Annotated in this window: 21 protein-coding genes; 11 read left to right on the top strand and 10 right to left on the bottom strand. The window is 62.4% G+C overall.

What is annotated here, in order from left to right:
* Positions 1–33: 33 nt before the first annotated feature.
* Both NKI47_RS13070 and NKI47_RS13065 read right to left on the bottom strand, forming a co-directional pair.
* A complete protein-coding gene (locus NKI47_RS13070) occupies positions 34–456 on the bottom strand; it encodes a DUF6163 family protein (protein WP_023674485.1) in 423 nt (140 codons plus the stop codon).
* The gene (locus NKI47_RS13065) at positions 453–1,496 is read right to left on the bottom strand and encodes an enoyl-CoA hydratase/isomerase family protein (RefSeq protein WP_023674484.1); all 1,044 of its coding nucleotides are present in this window, start codon (positions 1,494–1,496) and stop codon (positions 453–455) included. Before NKI47_RS13065 ends, NKI47_RS13070 begins: the two co-directional genes overlap by 4 nt.
* Before the next feature lie 145 nt (positions 1,497–1,641).
* On the opposite strand from NKI47_RS13065, the gene NKI47_RS13060 reads away from it, so the two are divergent.
* The 3 genes from NKI47_RS13060 to NKI47_RS13050 all read left to right on the top strand — a co-directional run bounded on the left by NKI47_RS13060 (position 1,642) and on the right by NKI47_RS13050 (position 4,633).
* The gene (locus NKI47_RS13060) at positions 1,642–2,466 is read left to right on the top strand and encodes a DUF8605 domain-containing protein (RefSeq protein ID WP_352590529.1); all 825 of its coding nucleotides are present in this window, start codon (positions 1,642–1,644) and stop codon (positions 2,464–2,466) included.
* 87 nt (positions 2,467–2,553) lie between these two features.
* Positions 2,554–3,585 (top strand): porphobilinogen synthase, encoded by a 1,032-nt coding sequence (gene hemB / locus NKI47_RS13055; protein ID WP_352590526.1) that lies wholly within the window; start codon positions 2,554–2,556, stop codon positions 3,583–3,585.
* Positions 3,586–3,985: 400 nt separating this feature from the next.
* Positions 3,986–4,633, top strand: coding sequence for a dihydrofolate reductase family protein (locus NKI47_RS13050; RefSeq protein ID WP_352571472.1), 648 nt, complete (start codon positions 3,986–3,988; stop codon positions 4,631–4,633).
* A 49-nt stretch (positions 4,634–4,682) separates the two neighbouring features.
* On the opposite strand, the gene ppk2 is transcribed toward NKI47_RS13050, so the two are convergent.
* Complete coding sequence (ppk2, locus tag NKI47_RS13045; protein ID WP_352575879.1) at positions 4,683–5,603, bottom strand: polyphosphate kinase 2; 921 nt, start codon at positions 5,601–5,603, stop codon at positions 4,683–4,685.
* Positions 5,604–5,883: 280 nt separating this feature from the next.
* Here ppk2 and NKI47_RS13040 point away from each other — a divergent pair, with 280 nt between their 5' ends.
* Positions 5,884–6,927, top strand: a complete 1,044-nt coding sequence (locus tag NKI47_RS13040) for an aldo/keto reductase (protein ID WP_352590522.1) — start codon at positions 5,884–5,886, stop codon at positions 6,925–6,927.
* Positions 6,928–7,040: 113 nt separating this feature from the next.
* Positions 7,041–7,199 carry a hypothetical protein gene (locus NKI47_RS13035; protein ID WP_352449291.1) on the top strand — a complete coding sequence of 53 codons (159 nt, stop codon included), beginning with the start codon at positions 7,041–7,043 and terminating at the stop codon, positions 7,197–7,199.
* Between the two features lie 51 nt (positions 7,200–7,250).
* Here NKI47_RS13035 and NKI47_RS13030 read toward each other — a convergent pair whose 3' ends face one another.
* Positions 7,251–7,508, bottom strand: a complete 258-nt coding sequence (locus NKI47_RS13030) for a DUF982 domain-containing protein (RefSeq protein WP_023674477.1) — start codon at positions 7,506–7,508, stop codon at positions 7,251–7,253.
* A gap of 96 nt (positions 7,509–7,604) precedes the next feature.
* Positions 7,605–8,267 (bottom strand): GntR family transcriptional regulator, encoded by a 663-nt coding sequence (locus NKI47_RS13025; protein WP_352590519.1) that lies wholly within the window; start codon positions 8,265–8,267, stop codon positions 7,605–7,607.
* Positions 8,268–8,464: 197 nt separating this feature from the next.
* Between NKI47_RS13025 and NKI47_RS13020 the strand changes: the two genes are divergently transcribed.
* Positions 8,465–9,724, top strand: a complete 1,260-nt coding sequence (locus NKI47_RS13020) for a multidrug efflux MFS transporter (RefSeq protein ID WP_023674475.1) — start codon at positions 8,465–8,467, stop codon at positions 9,722–9,724.
* 53 nt (positions 9,725–9,777) lie between these two features.
* Complete coding sequence (locus NKI47_RS13015) at positions 9,778–10,149, top strand: DUF423 domain-containing protein (RefSeq protein ID WP_023674474.1); 372 nt, start codon at positions 9,778–9,780, stop codon at positions 10,147–10,149.
* A 69-nt stretch (positions 10,150–10,218) separates the two neighbouring features.
* Here NKI47_RS13015 and NKI47_RS13010 read toward each other — a convergent pair whose 3' ends face one another.
* A complete protein-coding gene (locus tag NKI47_RS13010) occupies positions 10,219–10,362 on the bottom strand; it encodes a hypothetical protein (RefSeq protein WP_023674473.1) in 144 nt (47 codons plus the stop codon).
* 371 nt (positions 10,363–10,733) lie between these two features.
* On the opposite strand from NKI47_RS13010, the gene NKI47_RS13005 reads away from it, so the two are divergent.
* Entirely contained in the window at positions 10,734–11,813 is a 1,080-nt protein-coding gene (locus tag NKI47_RS13005) for a LacI family DNA-binding transcriptional regulator (protein WP_352590516.1), read from the top strand.
* A gap of 22 nt (positions 11,814–11,835) precedes the next feature.
* Here NKI47_RS13005 and NKI47_RS13000 read toward each other — a convergent pair whose 3' ends face one another.
* Positions 11,836–13,011, bottom strand: coding sequence for an OpgC family protein (locus NKI47_RS13000; protein ID WP_352590513.1), 1,176 nt, complete (start codon positions 13,009–13,011; stop codon positions 11,836–11,838).
* A 215-nt stretch (positions 13,012–13,226) separates the two neighbouring features.
* Here NKI47_RS13000 and NKI47_RS12995 point away from each other — a divergent pair, with 215 nt between their 5' ends.
* Positions 13,227–13,883, top strand: a complete 657-nt coding sequence (locus NKI47_RS12995) for an alpha/beta hydrolase (protein WP_352590510.1) — start codon at positions 13,227–13,229, stop codon at positions 13,881–13,883.
* A gap of 46 nt (positions 13,884–13,929) precedes the next feature.
* Here the strand turns inward: NKI47_RS12995 and NKI47_RS12990 are convergent, their stop codons facing one another.
* The 3 genes from NKI47_RS12990 to sthA all read right to left on the bottom strand — a co-directional run bounded on the left by NKI47_RS12990 (position 13,930) and on the right by sthA (position 17,126).
* Positions 13,930–14,307, bottom strand: a complete 378-nt coding sequence (locus NKI47_RS12990) for a VOC family protein (protein WP_352590507.1) — start codon at positions 14,305–14,307, stop codon at positions 13,930–13,932.
* Between the two features lie 72 nt (positions 14,308–14,379).
* Complete coding sequence (locus NKI47_RS12985) at positions 14,380–15,588, bottom strand: MFS transporter (RefSeq protein ID WP_352571478.1); 1,209 nt, start codon at positions 15,586–15,588, stop codon at positions 14,380–14,382.
* 149 nt (positions 15,589–15,737) lie between these two features.
* Positions 15,738–17,126: a Si-specific NAD(P)(+) transhydrogenase gene (sthA, locus tag NKI47_RS12980; RefSeq protein ID WP_352590505.1), complete on the bottom strand. Its 1,389-nt coding sequence runs from the start codon at positions 17,124–17,126 to the stop codon at positions 15,738–15,740.
* A gap of 212 nt (positions 17,127–17,338) precedes the next feature.
* Between sthA and NKI47_RS12975 the strand changes: the two genes are divergently transcribed.
* Positions 17,339–17,809: an RDD family protein gene (locus NKI47_RS12975; RefSeq protein WP_023674465.1), complete on the top strand. Its 471-nt coding sequence runs from the start codon at positions 17,339–17,341 to the stop codon at positions 17,807–17,809.
* Positions 17,810–17,947: 138 nt separating this feature from the next.
* Positions 17,948–18,712, top strand: coding sequence for an arginyltransferase (locus NKI47_RS12970; RefSeq protein ID WP_352456566.1), 765 nt, complete (start codon positions 17,948–17,950; stop codon positions 18,710–18,712).
* Positions 18,713–18,767 lie beyond the last annotated feature (55 nt).

Genomic DNA, 18,767 nt, shown 5'->3' with positions numbered 1-18,767 from the left:
AAAAGATTTAGCCAACGATCCTGGCCGGAATTGCTATCGCCGGGGTTGCCGCTTCTGGATCCAGATCACCACGCGGAACACTATGTAGAGCAGCGCCACCGCAAGGTGCGAGGCGACGATCAGCGGCCGGTGGCCGAACAGCTCGGGGAAGCCGGCATACATGACGCACTCGGTCACCGCGCAGATGAACCAGATCACCGGCCCCCAGGACGCCAGCATCCAGAGGCCGGCGGCAGCGAACGGAAAAAACACCGCCAGCACCACCGCCGCCACCTGCCAGTGCACCGGCATCAGGTCGAAGCGCCACAACGGGCCGGGGTAAAAGCCGATCAGCCGGATCCAGTACAAGATGCCGAACAGCAGACAGTAGCCGGCGATGACGCGCTGGAACCAGGCGAAGATGACCTCGATCGTCGAGGGCTGCAGCACCACGCGTCTCGAGGCGACCTCGCTCACAGCTTCAGTTCCCGTTCGCCGAGCGGTGCGAAATAGGCGTCGACGTTGGCGGCGCTGACGTCATCGATGCCTGCCGGCCGCCATTGCGGCGTCGAGCCTTTATCGATGATGGCGGCGCGGATACCTTCATAGAAGTCGTGCCCGGCAAGCATGCGGTTGAGGATACGGAACTCCATTTTCATGCACTCGTCCATCGACAACGTCTGCCCGGCGCTGATCTGGCGCCATGCAACATGCAAGCTGGTCGGTGAACGTGTGCGGATGGTGGCCAGCGTCTTTGCCGCGAACTCGTCGGCAGCGGCTGCCCGCTCCAGGCTAGCGACGATATCGGCCAGCGACGGCTGCGCGAAATGCCGGGCGATGGCTTCCAGCGTCGGCCTGTCGGTCTCGCGCCTGGCCGGGACGAAGCAGCCGCGCAGCACCGATTCCGGGTCGCCGCTTTCCGCCAGACGGTCGAGGAAGCCGGCCTGGCCCTCCGCCTTGATCGTATGGGTGGCGAGGCCCGACCACAAAGCATCGCCATAGCGGATGCGGTTGCCGGTCAGCGCCAGATACATGCCGAAGCTGCCGCCGAGATCCGGCAACAGATGGCTGGCGCCGACATCCGGGAAAAAGCCGATGCCGACCTCGGGCATGGCAAACTGGGCGTTCTCGGTCAGCACTCGCTGCGAGCCATGGAAGGAGATACCTACGCCGCCGCCCATGACGATGCCGTCGATCACCGCGACATAGGGTTTCTTGAAGCGGGCGATGCGGGCATTCAGCCGGTATTCATCGGCGAAGAAATCGACCGGAGGCCTTCCTGCGCGGCCGGCTTCGTAGATGTGGAGGATGTCGCCGCCCGCCGAAAATGCCCTGCCCTCGGCCTTGACGACGACAACGTCGACGCCGTCGTCGCGCTCCCAACTGCGCAGCGCCTTGTCCAGCGCCTTGACCATGCGGTGGGTTACGGCATTGAGCGCCTGCGGCCGCGTCAGCGTGACGACGCCGGCCCTGCCCAATCTTTCGAAGCGAATCTCGTCGCCTCCGCCAAAATCCATCGCCAGAGAATCCCTCCCCGCGCCCGCCGGGAGTGAAGTGCTAAAGCGTGGCGCATGGCCGCGTCAATGGCGGCGCCCAATCCGCTGCATGGTCGTCGGCGTCACCCAGTGCTAATGCTGGCGCTTTGAACCGGAAGGTTGAACCATGCCTTGGTTGCCGCGCCTTGCTGTTGTGGTGGTCGGCCTGATCGCTGCGAACGCTCCTCCCGTATCGGCCGGAACCGTCGACGAGCTCTATCAATCGCAGACCATCGTCACCGGCCAGGGCGAGGTCAACAGGCAGATCGGTTTCAAGGCCTGCCTCGATGCGGTGCTGGTTCGTGTGTCCGGCGATCAGCGGCTGCCGAAGAGAACTGAGATGGCGGCGCCGCGCGACAAGGCCGGCAGCTTCGTTGCCGAATTCCGCTATCGCGACCGTCTCGAAGGCATTCCGGTCCATGACGAACAGGGCACCCATGACCGGCCGCACGATCTCACTTGTCTGTACAGGCCTGACGTTATCGATCCGGTGCTTGCCACGCTCGGCAGCAAACCATGGCTTGGCGAGCGGCCACGCCTGGTAATTTTCCTGGCGGCGGAGCAAGGCACAAGGCAGTTCGTGCTGACCGCCGACGATGAGCGCGGGGCGGCGATGCGCGAATCGTTCGTCAACGCCACCGGTCCGCTGGTCATGCGGATTGTGTTTCCCGAAGCGTCGCTGCTATCGGCCTCAAAGCTTAACGACCAGGCCCTGCGCCATGCCGATATCACGACGCTGGACCAGCTTGCCAGGAAGGCCGGAGCCGACCAGGCGCTCGCCGGCAGTATCGTCTGGAGCGACAAGGAACTGGGCTGGATAGCCGACTGGCGGCTTGCCTTGAATGGCAAGAGCTACAATTGGCAAGTGCGCGGCGTCAGCTTCGACGAGGCATTCCGCGTCGCCATGCGGGGTGCTGCGCAGATCCTATCGGGCAATGGGCAACCAGAATAGCGCCCGACAGGACCGCTGGCACAATCGTGTCGCATTGGTCAGCAGCGAAAGCTCGTGGTAAAAGCCGCCCGATCCGGAGTTTTTGCGATGAACAAATTCACCCCTGCAAAGCCTGCCGGCGCGCGCAGCGTCGACGAGATCACCGGCAGCCGGCGGCTGCGGCGCATGCGCAAGGCCGATTGGTCGCGCCGCCTTGTCCAGGAGAACCGGCTGTCGGTCGACGATCTGATCTGGCCGATCTTCGTCGTCCACGGCAGACAAGTGCGCGAACCGATTGCCGCCATGCCCGGCGTGTTCCGCCTGTCGCTCGACCTCGCCGTCAAGGAGGCTGAGCGAGCGGCCAAACTTGGCATTCCGGCGATCGCCACTTTCCCCAATGTCGAGCTCGGCCTGCGCGATCAGACCGGTTCGCATATCCTCGATCCGGAAAACATCATCAACCGTGCCACCCGCGCCATCAAGCACGCGGTGCCGGAGATCGGCATCATCACCGACGCCGCGCTTGACCCTTTCACCTCGCATGGCCATGACGGCATCTTGCGCGAGGGCATTATCGTCAATGATGAAACGGTGGAGCAGGTGACGGCGGCGGCAGTCATCCAGGCGGCGGCGGGGGCCGACATCATTGCCCCCTCGGACATGATGGACGGCCGGATCGGTGCCATCCGCGATGCGCTCGACGCCAATGGATTTCAGGATGTGGCGATCATGTCCTATGCGACCAAGTTCGCATCCGCCTTTTACGGCCCCTATCGTGAGGCGGTCGGCACCGCCGGCCTGCTCAAGGGCGACAAGAAGACCTATTACATCGACCACGCCAATTCCGACGAAGCGGTGCGCGAGGCCGAGCAGGATCTCGCCGAGGGCGCCGACATGCTGATGGTCAAGCCCGGCCTGCCCTATCTCGACATCATCCGGCGGCTCAAGGACGAGTTGCAGATGCCGACCTTCGCCTATCAGGTCTCGGGCGAATATTCGATGATCAAGGCCGCCGCCGCCAATGGCTGGATCGATGGCGAAAAGGCGATGCTGGAATCGCTGCTCGCCTTCAAGCGCGCCGGCTGCGACGGGATTCTCACCTACTTTGCGCCCGAAGTGGCGGCGATGCTCAAGGGGTGATGCGCCTTTGTAGCGTCTACATCGAGTAGTGTTCGTTCGTCCAAAGCGCGACATGGAACGCCGCAGGACATCGCTTCAAGTTTACGCTGCCCCTCGTTGCCCTGCCGGGCATTTCTCGCCGTAAAGTGGCAGGGAGAAAGACGCGTTCGTAAAAGATTTCACCAATCTCCAGCGTTGCAAAAATATCGACGTTGCGGCCAGCCCCTTCTCCCCGTCACTATACAGGGAGAAGCTGCCGGCAGGCGGATGACGGGCGGCGCCGACATTGAGATTAGTTATTCCAACATGATTTGGAAGCGATTGCCCCGCCGGCGATTCAAAATACCGCTTGCAAAATGCAATCAGTTAAGCTACCCCGATAACTGCTTGCATCTCACAATTGGTTATCGAGGAGGCTCTCATGTCCAAACTTCGCGTCAGCGCTTTCACCTTGTCGATCGACGGCTTCGGCGCCGGTCCCGACCAAGACCTGAAGAACCCGCTGGGTGTTGGCGGGGAAGCCCTGCACGAATGGATGTTCGGCACCCGCACCTTCCGCAAGATGGTCCTCGGCAAGGATGGCGGGACCACGGACACTGACGAGGCGTTCGCCGCGCGCAGCTTCAAAAATATCGGCGCGTGGATCCTGGGCCGCAACATGTTTGGGCCGATCCGCGGCGAATGGCCGGATGACAGCTGGAAAGGCTGGTGGGGTGACAACCCGCCCTACCATGTGCCGGTCTTCGTGCTCACGCACCATCCACGTGATCCCATTGTCATGGAGGGCGGCACGACCTTCTATTTCGTGACCGACGGCATCCACTCAGCGCTGGAGAAGGCGAAAGCAGTGGTTGACGGCAAGGATGTACGGCTGGGCGGTGGCGTTTCTACGATCCGGCAATATCTCAAGGAAAAGCTCATCGACGAAATGCATCTGGCGATCTCACCGGTCCTGCTAGGCGCCGGCGAGAGCCTTTTTGCCGGCATCGACATGCCCAAGCTCGGCTATCGCTGCAGCGAGCAGGTCGCGACGCCGAAGGCCACGCATGTCATCATCGAGCGCACCTAGCTTGTTGCAGGGCGCCGCCATGGAGGCGCCGCCTTCCTCGCCGCTTTAGTCAGTACTTCTCCGGCACATACAGTTCGCGCGGCAGTACCTGGCGCTCGTATTCGGGATTGAAGACGCGCTCCGGCAGTGTGATCTCTTCGTGCGGCACCTCCTCATAGGGCATCTGCTTGAGGAGATGGTCGATGCAGTTCAGCCGTGCCCGCTTCTTGTCGTTGCCCTCGACGATGAACCACGGGGCTTCCGGGATATTGGTGCGGGCGAACGTTTCTTCCTTGGCCTTGGTGTACTGCTCCCAGCGCACGCGCGACTGGAGGTCCATCGGCGACAGTTTCCATTGCTTCATCGGGTCATGGATGCGCATCAAAAAGCGCATCTGCTGCTCCTCGTCAGTGATCGAAAACCAGTATTTGACAAGCGTAATGCCTGAGCGGACCAGCATGCGTTCGAAATCCGGAACGTCGCGGAAGAACTCCTCGACCTGATCCGGCTGGGCAAAGCCCATTACCCGCTCGACGCCCGAGCGGTTGTACCAGGAGCGGTCGAACAGCACGATCTCGCCGCCGGCCGGCAGATGCGGAACGTAGCGCTGGAAATACCATTGCGACTTCTCGCGCTCGGTCGGCGCCGGAAGTGCTGCGACGCGGCAGATGCGCGGATTAAGCCTCTGGGTGATGCGCTTGATAACACCACCCTTGCCCGCCGAGTCGCGGCCCTCGAAGACCACGACGAGCTTCTTCTTGTGATAGGCGACCCAGGATTGTAGCTTGATCAATTCGGATTGCAGCGTGATGAGATTGCGAAAATACTGCAGGCGGTCGATCGATGGCGGATGCGCATTCTTGTAGATCTTGGCGATCTCCATCGACAGCGCCGGCTCCGAGATTTCCAGCTCATAATCTTCGTCGAGCGTGTCGGCGAGTTCCGCTTCCAGCCAGTCCCTGGCCGGGGAATTCTGTTTTATCTCGGTCATTTGCGCTGCTCCGCTTACAGGCCTTGCCGGCCGCTGTCAGGCGCTCTGCCGCCCGGCCCGGCGGCCGGAAATCGAAGCGCTGGACCGATGTTAGTATAGGCCGGCAATGACGGTTTTATTGCAGCCACTACTGCGCCGGCTGTGCGTTCAATCCGCAAGATGTGATCGAGCTTGCCCTGCGGGGCGGGCGACAAGCGGAACGAATTATCCTACAAATGCCCGGTTCACTGAGGGGCTGTCGTTTGCAACGCCCTTTCCCGATAAATTGTGAGGATACGACATGGAATACCGCACTCTCGGCCGTTCCGGGCTGAAGGTTTCGACGCTGACCATGGGCACCATGACGTTCGGCGGCGGCGGCGCGTTTTCGGCGGTCGGCAAGACCGACCTCGACGAGGCGCGCCGGATGATCGATCTTTGCATCGATGCCGGCGTCAATGTCATCGACACCGCCAACGTCTATTCGAACGGGGTGTCGGAAGAGATCATCGGCGAGGCGCTCGGCGGCAAGCGCAAGGGCGACGTGCTGATCGCCTCCAAGGCGCGCATGCGGATCGGCAAAGGCCCCAATGATGAAGGCCTGTCGCGCTACCATCTGATCCGCGAATGCGAAAGGAGCCTTAAGCGGCTCAGGACGGATGTCATCGACATCTATTTCCTGCACGAGTGGGATGGCCTGACACCGCTTGAGGAAACCATCGCCGCGCTCGACACGCTGGTCGCGCAGGGCAAGGTCCGTTATGTCGGCTGCTCCAATTATTCCGGCTGGCAAGTTATGAAGGGGCTGGGGATCAGCGACCGTCAGCACCAGCCACGTTTCGTCACCCAGCAGATCCATTACACGCTGGAAGCGCGCGAGGCCGAGTATGAATTGTTGCCGATCTCGGTCGACCAGGGGCTCGGCGTGCTGGTCTGGAGCCCGCTTGCCGGCGGGTTGCTGTCCGGCAAATACCACCGTGACCAGCCGACCGCCCGCCAGCTCAGCGGCTGGTCGGAACCGCCGATCCGCGACGAGGACCGGCTGTGGCGGATCGTCGACACGCTGATCGATATCGGCAATAACCACGGTGTGTCGGCAGCGCAAGTGGCGCTTGCCTGGCTGCTCGGCCGGCCCGCCGTCAGTTCGCTGGTGATCGGCGGACGAACCGAAGCGCATTTCAAAGACAATATCGCCGCTGCAAGCCTGGTGCTTGGCGATGAGGAGCGCACACGCCTCGATGCGGTCAGCAGGCCGCCCGTGCTCTATCCCTACTGGCACCAGCAATTCACGGCAAAGGACCGGTTCGGGCCGGCCGATCTCGTCCTCGACCGCGACGGCGCCTGAAAAGCCGGGCTCTCCGGACTGCGCCGAGATATGGAGCCCGATCGTGCCTTGCGGTGTTGTGTTTGCGGTCCAATGCTCCTAGGCAAAGGCCAAGCACAATGAAAGGAAACGATATGGCACGAGCACCGAACTACGGTCAGGAACGCAAGGAACGCGACCGGCAGAAGGCTGCCAAGAAGGCGGAAAAGCAGGCTGCCAAGGTCGCAGCCAAGGAGCGATCGAAGCCCGAGGGCGAGAGCGAGTCCCAAACCAAAACCGAAACGACCGAGTGATGACGCCCGGCCTGTCAGGCGGTCCGGGCCTCGGTCAAATCCCGCTATGCCTCAGGCGGGCGCCTTGTCGCTGACGAAGACGTTCACTTCACGCGCGGCGGCAATAAAGGCCCGTCTTGCGTTCATGGCCGGCTTGTCGCCGGCCAGCGCATCATGACAGGCTTGCAACGCTTCGCGGTGCTTGGGGCTGCGCTTGCCGGGCCAATTGTTGAGGAGGTAGTCGGAAGCCTCGCGGGCCGTACGCAAGAGCTGATTGCTTCCCGCCGCGCCCTTGACGGTCACGGGTGTGTCAAATCGGTTGTTTTCCATCGCTGCTCTTACGCCATCGGCATTTGCGAAGCGAGACCGAAAGTAGCATTCTTCGCTCATCTGCTCTTTTCGTGATCAATGGCAGCCGATCCTCACTCAAGCGACGACGGCAAATCCCCGGGCGCGCAGGCCGCGCCGGTCGTTGCGCAGCGAGGTCACCAGCCGGTCGCGGCTGCCGATGATATGGGCCGAAAGCAGGCGGGCGGCGGTATCGGCATCGCCGGCCCGCACCGCCGACAGAATGGCATGGTGTTCGGCCCAGGCACGGCCGAGCGCTGCCTCGTCGCGAACCTCGAGCCAGCGGGCGCGCGACAGGCGTGTCATCACGTCGCGAACCGCTCTGAACAGGAACTCGTTGCCTGATAGACGCGCCAACTCGATATGAAAATCCATGCCGACACGATGCCATTCCTCGCGCGGGGTTTGGTCGTCGCAGGAATCGAGCATCGCCTCGATGATTTCGACGGCACTTCTGTCCTGCAAGGTGCAAGTTAGTCTGAGTGCCGCGACCTCGACCGCCTCGCGATAGACGGCGATCTGCTCGAGTTCAGCAAGATTGATGGGCGAGACCGTCCAGCCGCGGCCGTCGCGGCAGATCAGGCCTTCAGTCTCGAGCCGCAGCAATGCCGCCCTGACCGGCGTGCGCGATGCACCGAAGCGGCTTTCGACCCAGCGCTCCGTCAGCCGCTCGCCGGGACCGATCTCGAGCCCGAGGATCATCTCGCGAAGCTGCTTTTCGACGTTCTGCATCTGCGACATTGGCGTTCCGTTCAGGTCATTTGTTCCGGCAATCGGGTCACTGGCCGGCGTTGGCCGATCACGCCGGCCTTTGTCGATCATATTTGAGAGGCCCGCATTGACAGCGACGGGGCTTGCGTTCATGACAGATACCAGTTTGGTATCCCAAATTGGTATCCGTAGCAAGTTTCATGCAAGCTGGCCGGACAGGACATGACATGCCGCAAGACGCCGCCCTCGCCATGCAAGGCACGCACAACGTCCACTGGCGCCGCAATCTCGCCGTGTGTTTTGCCGGCTCGTTCAGCACGCTTGTAGCGATGACGCTGCTGTTGCCCTTCCTGCCGCTTTACGTCGAGCAGCTGGGCGCCGAGGGCCATGCGGCGATCGTGCAGTGGTCGGGCATCGCCTACGGCGCCACCTTCCTTGCTGCCGCGCTGGTCGCGCCCCTGTGGGGGCGGCTAGGCGACCGCTACGGCCGCAAACTGATGCTGGTGCGAGCCAGTTTCGGCATGGCGCTGTGTATGTCGCTGACCGGCATGGTGCAGACCGTCTGGCAATTGGTGCTCTTGCGCCTGCTGATCGGCTTTGCCGGCGGCTATTCTTCGGGCTCGACCATCCTGGTTGCCATGCAGACGCCGAAGGATCGCTCCGGCTGGGCGCTGGGCGTGCTGTCGGCCGGAATCACGGCCGGTGCCCTGGTCGGTCCGCTGCTTGGCGGCGCGCTGCCGCCGCTGATTGGCATCCGCGCCACATTCCTGCTCGCCGGCGGCGTCATTTTCCTGGCTTTTCTGGCAACCACCTTGCTGATCAAGGAGGCCCCTCGCCCGGTTGCCGCCAAGGCCGCGTCAGAAGAAAAAGTGAAAGACGGCTGGTCGCAGATTCCCGACAAGCGCCCCGTCGTCGCCATGCTGGCGACCGGCATGCTGTTGAGTTTCGCCACCATGTCGATCGAGCCGATCATCACCGTCTATGTCCAGCAGCTCATCGAAGATCAGAGCCAGGTCACGCTGGTCTCCGGCATCGTCATGTCCGCGGCAGCGCTAGGCGCCATCCTGTCGGCGTCGCGGCTCGGCAAGCTCGCCGACCGTATCGGCCACTGGAACGTCATCGTTGCCGCACTCGCCGTCTCGGCGCTGCTGCTGATCCCGCAGGCCTTCGTTACCCAGGGCTGGCAGCTCGTCGGCCTGCGTTTCCTGATGGGCCTGGCGCTTGGCGGTCTTTTGCCCTGCATCACCAGCGTCATCCGCCACAATGTGCCCGACGGGGTCGGCGGCAACGTGCTGGGCTTGTCGATCTCGGCGCAATATGTCGGGCAGGTCGCCGGACCGTTGCTCGGCGGCTTCGCCGGCGGCCATTTCGGTATGCGCTCGGTGTTTCTCGGCACATCCATTCTGATGGCGGGCGGAGCGGCCTATAACTGGCTGGTCCAGTCGCGCCGCGAACGCGACATGCTGGCGGAAGCCGGCAAATCCTGACACGGTTCGCGGCACTATCTCAGGCGGTCGCCAGGAATCACGGAGGCGTGGAAATGAGCACGGATGAACACGCGGCAGGCGGCCGCATTCTGGTTCTTGCCGGCGGCCTATGCGGCGCAACCGGCGTGGCGCTTTCGGCGGCGGCGGCACATCTCGGCGGCGCTTTCGTCGGTACGGCCGCATCCTTCCTGCTCTTGCATGCGCCGGTCTTCCTTACCGTCGGGCTGCTCGGTGGCAATAGCATCCTGCGAACCGGAAGCCTCATCCTTCTCGTCGGGCTTCTGCTATTCTCGGGAGATCTTTTGGCCCGCGACTTCCTTGGCTCGCGGCTGTTCCCGATGTCGGCGCCGATCGGCGGCACGTTGCTCATCGGCGGCTGGCTGATGATGGCCGCCTCGGCGCTGGTGCGCCCGCGCCGCCATTGATGCGGCAACCAATGGCCGCCGCTGCTCCTTCGCCAGCCGCCCTCGATCCACGAGCTCTGTCTTGCCAGCTCAGTCTCGCGGACGTTCGGGCCGGACTTGGCCATCGCTGTTGGTCGTCTTGACTACACGCCGCCGCTCCGGCCGTTCGGTGGCCGGCGAGATGCCCCAATAATTGCGATAGATGTCTTCGAACAGATGCTTGATCGGGTGCATGGTTTAATCTCCTCTAGTTTTTTGAATCGATCCAATCAGCGGGCACAAAAATAGGCCACCGATCAGCTCCGCTTGCGTCCTACGAGGAAACCCAGGTCGCGAATCCACGGACCGGTCCTATCTCGCCGCTTCCGGGCCTCCGCGCTCGAACGGATGCTCCAGTCGTTCCGGTAAATGTCCTCGAACAGATAATTGACGGGGTGCATGGCGCTCTCCTCTTGTATCGATCCAATCTGGGGACGAAAAACGCTCTTGGATCGATTCAAAGAATACGCATCGCACCACAAATGTCAAGCAAGAATTTGAATCGATCCAACGAAGGTGTTAGGTAGTCGGCGATACTGTTGGACCGGAGTCCCGGAGACAAACAAATGGCATCACTCACCGAAGGCAGGAGGCCCATCCGGCTGGCGGACATCGCCAAAGCCGCGGGCGTATCACACGGCACTGCCTCCAATGTCTTCAGCCGTCCCGAAATCGTACGCGAGGAAGTCCGCGAGCGGGTCAAGGCGGCGGCCGACGCGCTGGGCTACGCCGGCCCCGATCCAAAGGGCCGCCTGCTGCGCGCCGGCAAGGTCAATGCGATCGGCGTCGCCACAACCGAGCCGCTGTCCTATTTCTTCGACGACCCCTTTGCGCGCGTGATGATGGCCGGCATCTCGGAGGCATGCGACGCCACCGGCGCGGGAATAGCCCTCGTGTCGGCCGGCAACGAGGAAAAACTTGCCTGGAATATCCAGAGCGCCCTGGTCGACGGCTTCATCCTGTTCTGCATCGAGGGCGGTCCGCGCCTCGTCGAGCTGACGCGCGAACGCAAGCTCCCCTTCGTCGCGCTCGAGCTCGGCTCGCAGGACGCCACGGTCTCCGCGATCGGCGTCGACAATGTTGCCGGCGGCCGGCTCGCGGCGCGCCATCTGGCGGAACTTGGACATCGCCGCTTCGCCGTGCTGTCGCTGGCCTTCGCCGACGACAGCACCGGACTTGTCTCGCCCGAGCAGGTCCGGACCGCAGTCTATACAGGAACCCGTGACCGCCTCCTCGGCTATCTCGAAGAGCTTTCCCGGTTCGGCGTCGATACCGCCAAGGTGCCGGTCTACGAGACTGAAAACGATGAGGCCAGCACAAAGGCCGGCCTCGAAACCCTCTTCGCCTCGGCAGAACCGCCGACCGCCATCCTGGCGATGTCGGACCGGGTCGGGATGGAAGCATTGGAATGGCTCAGCGCGCGGGGCATCGCGGTTCCTCGCGATGTTTCCGTCGTCGGCTTCGACGGCGTGCCTGAAGCCGCAATTTGCGAGCCTCCGCTCACCACCATCGCCCAGCCGATCGCCGAGATCGGCCGCCGGGCAGCGCGAAGAATCCTCGACTTCGACGGCACGGTGCGGCGAGAAACGCTCGATGTCGAACTTGTCGTCAGGGCGTCGTCCGGGCCGCCGCCAGGCACAGGTTGACTGGGCAGATCGGCTCCAAATCTTATCGATTGGCCGCCATCGGACCGATGCCAAAGGATGGACGGACCGGTGACGCCTCGTTGCGGACCGGCTTGCCCTTGCCGGACCAGCCGATAGCGGACAGCCATTCCAGATAGAAGGCGAGCGCGAACTGCATGGCGATGCCGGCGGCGAGCAGCAGACTGTCATAGGCAAAGCCGCCCGGGTTGACCAGCTTCATCACCTGCGCCGCCATGGCAATCACCGTGCCGGCAATGAAAACCGGCAGCGAGCGTTTGCCCAATATGGCGAGCGGATTGTCGCGGCCGGTGCGGAACAGGTTCGAGACGAAAGGCAAGGCGACAACCAGATAGCTCATCGCCAGGATGTGCAGCAGCCGCGGCAACGACAGGAACGTCTTGTCGAAACCGGTCAGCACCACCGGCAGGTCGAGCCACGACACATGCCCCCACAGCGGGCTGTGCACCCAGACGAGTGCCGTCAGCACATAGGCGGCGGCCGCGCCGACCAGCCAGCGATTGACAGGGATGGTGCCGCCGCGCCGCACATGCAACACGCTGGCCATGCCGATATTGAACAGCAATTGCCATGACAGCGGATTGAGGAACCAGAAGCCGGGCTCCGGGTAGTTCGGCGGCGCGATCTGGTAGATTCCGGCAATCAGCCAAAGGGCTGCGGATACTGCGAGCGCCGCCAGTGGCCGGTAGCTGATGAACAGCAGGAAGACCGGCGCCATCAACAGCAGCGCCGCATAGACCGGCAGTATGTTGTTGTAACCGAGCTGATGGCCGAGCGTGACGATGCCGACCAGGACTTGTGGCGGGTTCCTGACGAGCGGCTCGATGTTGATCAGCGTCAGAAGATCCGGCCGTTTCGCAAACACCGCCGCCGCGCAGAAGATAGCCATCACCACCATCGTCGTGACGATGTGGGTGACATAGAGCACACCGGCGCGGCGCCACATTTTCAGCGTTGCAATCAGCCGGTTTCCCGGCTGGAACTTAGTGCCGTAGGCGAGAGCGACGGACATGCCGGAGATCAGCACGAAGGCCTCGGCCGCATCTGAAAACCCGAAATTCTTGTAGGTCAGCGTTTCGAACACGGTGCCCGGCACGTGGTCGACGAATATGGTCAGGAGGGCGAGAGCCCGGAACACATCAATACGCGTATCGCGTTCCGGCGAAACTGGCATGGTCATCGATAAAAGGCCTTAAAGCTGGTTGTTCATGCCCGGCATGCGATCCCTCGGGCGACCACCCGGCGCACACTGCTTCGATCCCCCCGCGGGGATTATATCGGCAAAGAAACGGACTGAAATGCGCCCGGTTCAATCAACTTTCGCGGAGCTTGAAAATATTCCGTTTTGAAGCCGGCAAATTAACGAAAGTAACGCGGAATCAAAAGGATGTGACTATGGCCGAGCAAAGCCTCGAAGACGGTATTTTGCAGGAGAATTCAGGCTTTTTCTACCGGCTCCATCGATCCGCCAATTTACCCGGTGACTGGCTGTTCCTGTTGCATGGATCGGGTGTCGACGAGACGACCTTGCTGCCGCTTGGTCGGCAAATCGCGCCGCATGCGGCGCTGGTTACGGTCCGTGGCCGCATCCCTCAGGAGGACGGTTTCCGCTGGTTCACGTGCATCACCCCGACGCGATTCGAGCAGGCAAGTATCCGCGCGGAGGCAGATGCGTTTGCAAGCTTCGTCGCCGGCGTCGCGAAGCGCCACAGCCTCGATCTCCGCCGCGCGACCTTTCTCGGCTATTCGAACGGCGCCAATCTGGTTTCAAGCGTCATGCCGCTGCATCCGGGCCTCATCGAGCGCGCTGCATTGCTGCGCCCCATGCCGGTGCTCGACGAGGTGCCGCCGGCCGACCTGTCGAAGGCGCGGGCTCTGATCGTCGCCGGCGCCGCCGACCTGACCTACGCGCCATTCGCACCGGTGTTGGCCGCTCTACTGAGCTCGCATGGCGCCAAGGTCGAGACCCACACCATTGCCTCCGGCCATGAAATCGGCGACGCGGATGCTGAAATCGTCAGGCAGTGGCTGGCGGGGTCAGGCAACCGCTGAACGAGCGGATTGAGCGCACGCACAACGCGGGCCCGACCATCGAATGTCAGTGTGCGGCGGGCTGGAATAGCTCGATCACATTGCCGGACGGGTCTTCGAGCAGGGTCTGCGAGCCGCCGACGCCGTTGATGATATCGTTGCGGAAGGCGAGCCCGGCGCCCTTCAGGCGCGCAACCTCTTGCTTCAGATCCGGCACCACCAGCACGATGCGGTTCCACCCTCCCGGCACCGGCCGGCGGCCATCCGGCATCGCCCGTGCGCCCGAGCTCTCCGGCCCGCTCAGCAGAAGCCGCAGATCGCCGCGCGTGACCGAGCAGAAAGCCGGCCGCGCATCCCGTTCAATGGCAAAGCCCAGATGCTTCACGTAGAAATCGATGGAAGCGGCGACATCGTCGACAATATAGCGAACACTGACGGGCGTCATGACCGGGGCCCTTTCAGTTTGAGTAGAACGTTTTATTAAAGGCTGCTCATCATCGGCAACGCCCCGGCAGCACTACGACGCCGCCGACACACTATGACCGTCGGTTCGCCAGGGGATCAGGGCAAGCAGACCAGCACTGCCGACCACGGCGAAGACAGCGCCGTAGATGAACACCGCCTCATGGCTTACACGATCCCAGAGCTGTCCGGCGACAACGCTTGCCGCGAGTTCCAGCAGGCCGACCGTGGTGCTGTACCAGCCGATGCCGCTGGCACGCAGCTCTTGCGGCACGAAGTCCGAGGCGAATGCCTTGCCGACTGAGCGGAAGATGCCTTGATAGAACCCGTAGAAGGCAAAAAGCAGCCCGATCAGATAGATGTTCCGGGTCAAGACGAAGCCGAGATAGGCGATCAGGAAGATGACGAAGGACGACAATAACACGCCCTTGCGGCCGAAGCGGTCCGATAGAAAGCCGGCCGGGTAGGAAATCAGCGCCGCAACGAGATTGAAGCCTGCGTAGATAAGAATGGTTGCCTCCAAAGAGGCACCGATATCCTGTGTTTGCAGAATCAGAAACGCATTGCTCGAATTGCCGATGCCGAAGAGAGCTGTCACCAAGAGATAGGTCCAATAGGCTTTGGGAAACTGCCGCAGATTGATGTCGATCTTGGCCTTTGCGGCTACGGCCAGTGGCTGCTCGTGCACCAACACCACCATGAGGAAGGCGAGGAGACCGGGAATGAGCGCGAGATAGAAGATCCAGCGGATATCGACTTTGAGGGCGATGAGAAGCAGCACCGCGAGCAGTGGTCCCAGAAACGCTCCCAGATTGTCGCCAATGCCTTCTAGGCCGAATGCTTTGCCTCGGTGCTCGTCGGCCACGGACGAAGCAAGGAGCGCGTCGCGCGGAGCGGACCGGAAACCTGCACCGAGCCGATCCACAAACCGCGCGCCCAGGACCATCGGCCACACCGTGGCCACGCCGATCAGCGGTTTGGCGATAGAGGCCAGAAAATAGCCAATGAGGGCTATCGGTTTCCGCTTCTGAAGCCTGTCCGAGAGCCAGCCCGAAAAACCTTGCACGATGTTCTGCGTCGCCTGGGCGATTCCGTCGACCAGACCGACGACGCTCCCGCTTGCGTGCAGAGTCTGGGTTAGGAAGATCGGCAGGATCGGATAAAGCATCTCTGTCGAAATGTCGGCAAACAGGCTCGCCAGCGCCAGAAGCACCGTGTTTCGGGAAATCCAGGCGAAGGTTTTCCTTGGCGCTGCCCCAGTCATTGCTTTGCCCTGTTCGGCAATCCGTTTGGCTGAAACGCAACGGCCACCATGTCGGTTGCAATGCGCCACTGCTGAGTGTCCTGCCCCCATCCCGAAGGTCCGCGCAGCAAAACCGATGCCCACGCGGTCCTTCGATTCGGGATCATGGTCTACCCTCGCCCCATTCGGTTCCAGGCGTCCAGCCCGGCGATCTTGTAGGCTTCGGCCAGCGTCGGATAGTTGAAGGTGTTGTTGACGAAGAAGTCGACGGTGCCGCCGAGATTGATGACCGCCTGGCCAATGTGGATGAGTTCGGTCGCGCCCTCGCCGACAATATGGGCGCCGAGCAGACGGCGTGTTTCGATCGAGAACAGAAGCTTCAGGAAGCCGGTGTTGACGCCCATGATGTGGCCGCGCGATGTCTCGCGGAACCGCGCCACGCCGACCTCGTAGGCGGCACCACTCTCACGCACCTGCTCCTCGGATTGCCCGACCGTGGAGATTTCCGGCACGGCGTAGATGCCATAGGGAAAGGTTTCGGGCGGCGGCGGCAAGGGCACGCCGAAGGCATGGCAGGCGGCCACCCTGCCCTGCTCCATCGAGGTCGAGGCCAGGCTCGGAAAGCCGATAACATCGCCGGCGGCATAGATGTTGGACGCGCTGGTCTGGAAGGTCTGCGGATCGACCTTGATGCGGCCTCTGGAATCGGACTCGATGCCGACCGTTTCCAAGCCCAGGCTGCCGACATTGCCGGTACGCCCTGCGGCGTAAAGCACGATCTCGGACCGTATGGTGCGGCCGTCGGCCAGCGTCACCTCGGCATAGTCGGGTTTGGAGGCGATCTCCTTGACGGCACTGCCCAATCGGATGGTCATGCCGCGGTCGCGCATCTGATGGATGAAGTCGTCGACGATCTCGCGGTCGACAAAATCCAACATCGTATTGCGCGGCTCGACCAGCGTCACCGGCACGTCGAGCGCCGAAAAGATCGTCGCATACTCGACACCGATAACACCGGCGCCGATCACCGTCAGCGTGCGCGGCAGGCGATCGAGCTCCAGCATCTCATCACTGTCGAAAATCCGTGTTTTGTCGAACGGCACGTCGTGCGGCCGGTGCGGCCGGGTGCCGACCGCGATCAGCGCATGGGAGAAGCCAGCCTCGCTGTAGTCGCCGGTGTCGGTGGTCAGGCTGACCTTGTTGGCGCCGAGGAATTTTGCCGCGGCGCGCGCGCTCTTGACCGTGTTGCGCATGAACTGATGCTGCAGCACCTCGACCTCATGGTCGAGCGTCTTGTGCAGGCGCTCGACCAGATCGCCGACCGAAATGTCCTGCTTGACGCGGTAGCCGCGTCCATAAAAGCCGCGCTCACGCCAGCCGAAGAGGTTGAGCACCGTCTCGCGCAACGTCTTCGACGGTATGGTGCCGGTATGCACCGACACGCCGCCGAGACGCCGGCCTCTGTCGACCACCAGCACCGACTTGCCGAGCTTGGCCGACTGCACCGCGGCGCGGCGCCCGGATGGGCCGCTGCCGATGACCAGCATGTCGTAGTCCATGTCGCCCCGTCCCCTCGGCTCGGCGCGCTTTGTTGCGCCGCAGCAAACTAACGCTATCCGCGCCGTGAATTCAACAAGTCAGACGGCCCCAGGCACTCCGTCACCATCTACACGGCGGCGAAAGGCTCGATCTTGATTCCGCCGCGAACCTTCACCATTTCACCAAGAAGCGGCCCCGTGCATTAACCCGGGTTCGATTACGAGGAAATGACATGAACGCTCGCGTTCTCGACGGCGAAATCATCACCAGCAGGCTCGAAGATGTCCGCGCCTATGAGGGCGTGCGCACGCGGCGCATTCTCGCCTTTGTCATCGATTATTTCATCGTCGCGCTGCTCACCATTCCATTCGCGATCCTGGTGTTCCTGTTCGGGCTGTTGACGCTCGGCCTCGGCTGGATGCTGTTTTCCATTCTCGTGCCGGCCGTCGCCATCCTCTACATCTGGAACACGCTCGGCAGTAAAGACCAGGCCACCACCGGCATGAAGATGATGGGCATCCGGCTCGACCGGCTCGACGGCAGCCGCATCGACGGGCTGACCGCCGTCGTGCATTCGGTGCTGTTTTGGGCCGGCAATGTCATCCTTTCGCCGCTGGTCCTGCTGGTGAGCCTGTTTTCCGACCGCAAGCGCACGCTGCACGACCTGCTGCTCGGCACCGTCGTCAGCCGCAGCGGCCGCTGAGCAGACTTTTGAAGCGCGGCCGCAGCCTTTGCGCACAAATGTGAAGACGTCCAATCAACCAGGCTTTCACAATCCTGTTGAATTTTTCGGCGTCCGCGCCAAAGGTAGAGCGATTCGCAGGAGTGTTTCCAAGGCTCGATGACGCAGCACCCGACCCAGTCGCCGCAGTTCTTTCTGACCGCGCCCTCGCCATGTCCCTATCTCGAGGGCCAGTTCGAGCGCAAGGTGTTCACACACCTGGTCGGCGACAAGGCCCCCGAGATGAACGATCTGTTGACGCAGGGCGGTTTCAGGCGGTCGCAGAACATCGCCTACAGGCCGGCCTGCGAGACCTGCCGCGCCTGTGTGTCGGTGCGCATCCTGGCGCAGGAATTCACCGCCAGCCGCAACTTGAAACGGGTCATACAGCATAATTCGGATCTGGTCGGCGCCATGCACGACGCCGAACCCTCCACCGAACAGTATTCGCTGTTCCGCAGCTATCTCGACGCCCGCCACCGCCGTGGCGGCATGTCAGACATGACCGTGCTCGACTACGCCATGATGGTCGAGGATACCCATGTCGACACCAAGGTCATCGAATACCGTCGCCGCGGACCTGACAGCTTCATCACCGGCAAGGGCCAGGGCGAGCTGATCGCCGTGGCGCTCACAGACAAGATGGCCGATGGCCTGTCGATGGTCTATTCCTACTTCAACCCGGACTTCGAGGACCGTTCGCTCGGCACCTTCATGATCCTCGACCACATCGCCCGCGCCAGGGCGATGGGCCTGCCCCATGTCTACCTGGGTTACTGGGTCAACGGCTCGCGCAAGATGAATTATAAGATGCGCTTCCAGCCGCAGGAGCATCTCGGCCCGAAAGGCTGGGAACGCTACAATCACGAAGCGGTTTCGCGCTGATCTTCGCTTTCGGTATTCACTCTTAAATTGTTTCGAGGAGGATGCCGCTGGGCTT

Source organism: Mesorhizobium sp. M0633 (genome assembly GCF_040320645.1).
In the GTDB taxonomy this organism is placed as follows: Bacteria; Pseudomonadota; Alphaproteobacteria; order Rhizobiales; family Rhizobiaceae; genus Mesorhizobium.
This window is presented reverse-complemented; position numbering and strand designations above follow the sequence as displayed.

Coding starts and splice junctions, on each gene's coding strand:
- NKI47_RS13015 (WP_023674474.1), top strand. CDS start 9,778: ATGAGCACGGATGAACACGCGGCAGGCGGCCGCATTCTGGTTCTTGCC.
- NKI47_RS13035 (WP_352449291.1), top strand. CDS start 7,041: ATGGCACGAGCACCGAACTACGGTCAGGAACGCAAGGAACGCGACCGG.
- NKI47_RS12995 (WP_352590510.1), top strand. CDS start 13,227: ATGGCCGAGCAAAGCCTCGAAGACGGTATTTTGCAGGAGAATTCAGGC.
- NKI47_RS13050 (WP_352571472.1), top strand. CDS start 3,986: ATGTCCAAACTTCGCGTCAGCGCTTTCACCTTGTCGATCGACGGCTTC.
- NKI47_RS12990 (WP_352590507.1), bottom strand. CDS start 14,307: ATGACGCCCGTCAGTGTTCGCTATATTGTCGACGATGTCGCCGCTTCC.
- NKI47_RS13000 (WP_352590513.1), bottom strand. CDS start 13,011: ATGACCATGCCAGTTTCGCCGGAACGCGATACGCGTATTGATGTGTTC.
- NKI47_RS13030 (WP_023674477.1), bottom strand. CDS start 7,508: ATGGAAAACAACCGATTTGACACACCCGTGACCGTCAAGGGCGCGGCG.
- NKI47_RS13025 (WP_352590519.1), bottom strand. CDS start 8,267: ATGTCGCAGATGCAGAACGTCGAAAAGCAGCTTCGCGAGATGATCCTC.
- ppk2 (WP_352575879.1), bottom strand. CDS start 5,603: ATGACCGAGATAAAACAGAATTCCCCGGCCAGGGACTGGCTGGAAGCG.
- NKI47_RS13060 (WP_352590529.1), top strand. CDS start 1,642: ATGCCTTGGTTGCCGCGCCTTGCTGTTGTGGTGGTCGGCCTGATCGCT.
- sthA (WP_352590505.1), bottom strand. CDS start 17,126: ATGGACTACGACATGCTGGTCATCGGCAGCGGCCCATCCGGGCGCCGC.
- hemB (WP_352590526.1), top strand. CDS start 2,554: ATGAACAAATTCACCCCTGCAAAGCCTGCCGGCGCGCGCAGCGTCGAC.
- NKI47_RS13040 (WP_352590522.1), top strand. CDS start 5,884: ATGGAATACCGCACTCTCGGCCGTTCCGGGCTGAAGGTTTCGACGCTG.
- NKI47_RS12985 (WP_352571478.1), bottom strand. CDS start 15,588: ATGACTGGGGCAGCGCCAAGGAAAACCTTCGCCTGGATTTCCCGAAAC.
- NKI47_RS13065 (WP_023674484.1), bottom strand. CDS start 1,496: ATGGATTTTGGCGGAGGCGACGAGATTCGCTTCGAAAGATTGGGCAGG.
- NKI47_RS13010 (WP_023674473.1), bottom strand. CDS start 10,362: ATGCACCCGATCAAGCATCTGTTCGAAGACATCTATCGCAATTATTGG.
- NKI47_RS12975 (WP_023674465.1), top strand. CDS start 17,339: ATGAACGCTCGCGTTCTCGACGGCGAAATCATCACCAGCAGGCTCGAA.
- NKI47_RS12970 (WP_352456566.1), top strand. CDS start 17,948: ATGACGCAGCACCCGACCCAGTCGCCGCAGTTCTTTCTGACCGCGCCC.
- NKI47_RS13020 (WP_023674475.1), top strand. CDS start 8,465: ATGCCGCAAGACGCCGCCCTCGCCATGCAAGGCACGCACAACGTCCAC.
- NKI47_RS13005 (WP_352590516.1), top strand. CDS start 10,734: ATGGCATCACTCACCGAAGGCAGGAGGCCCATCCGGCTGGCGGACATC.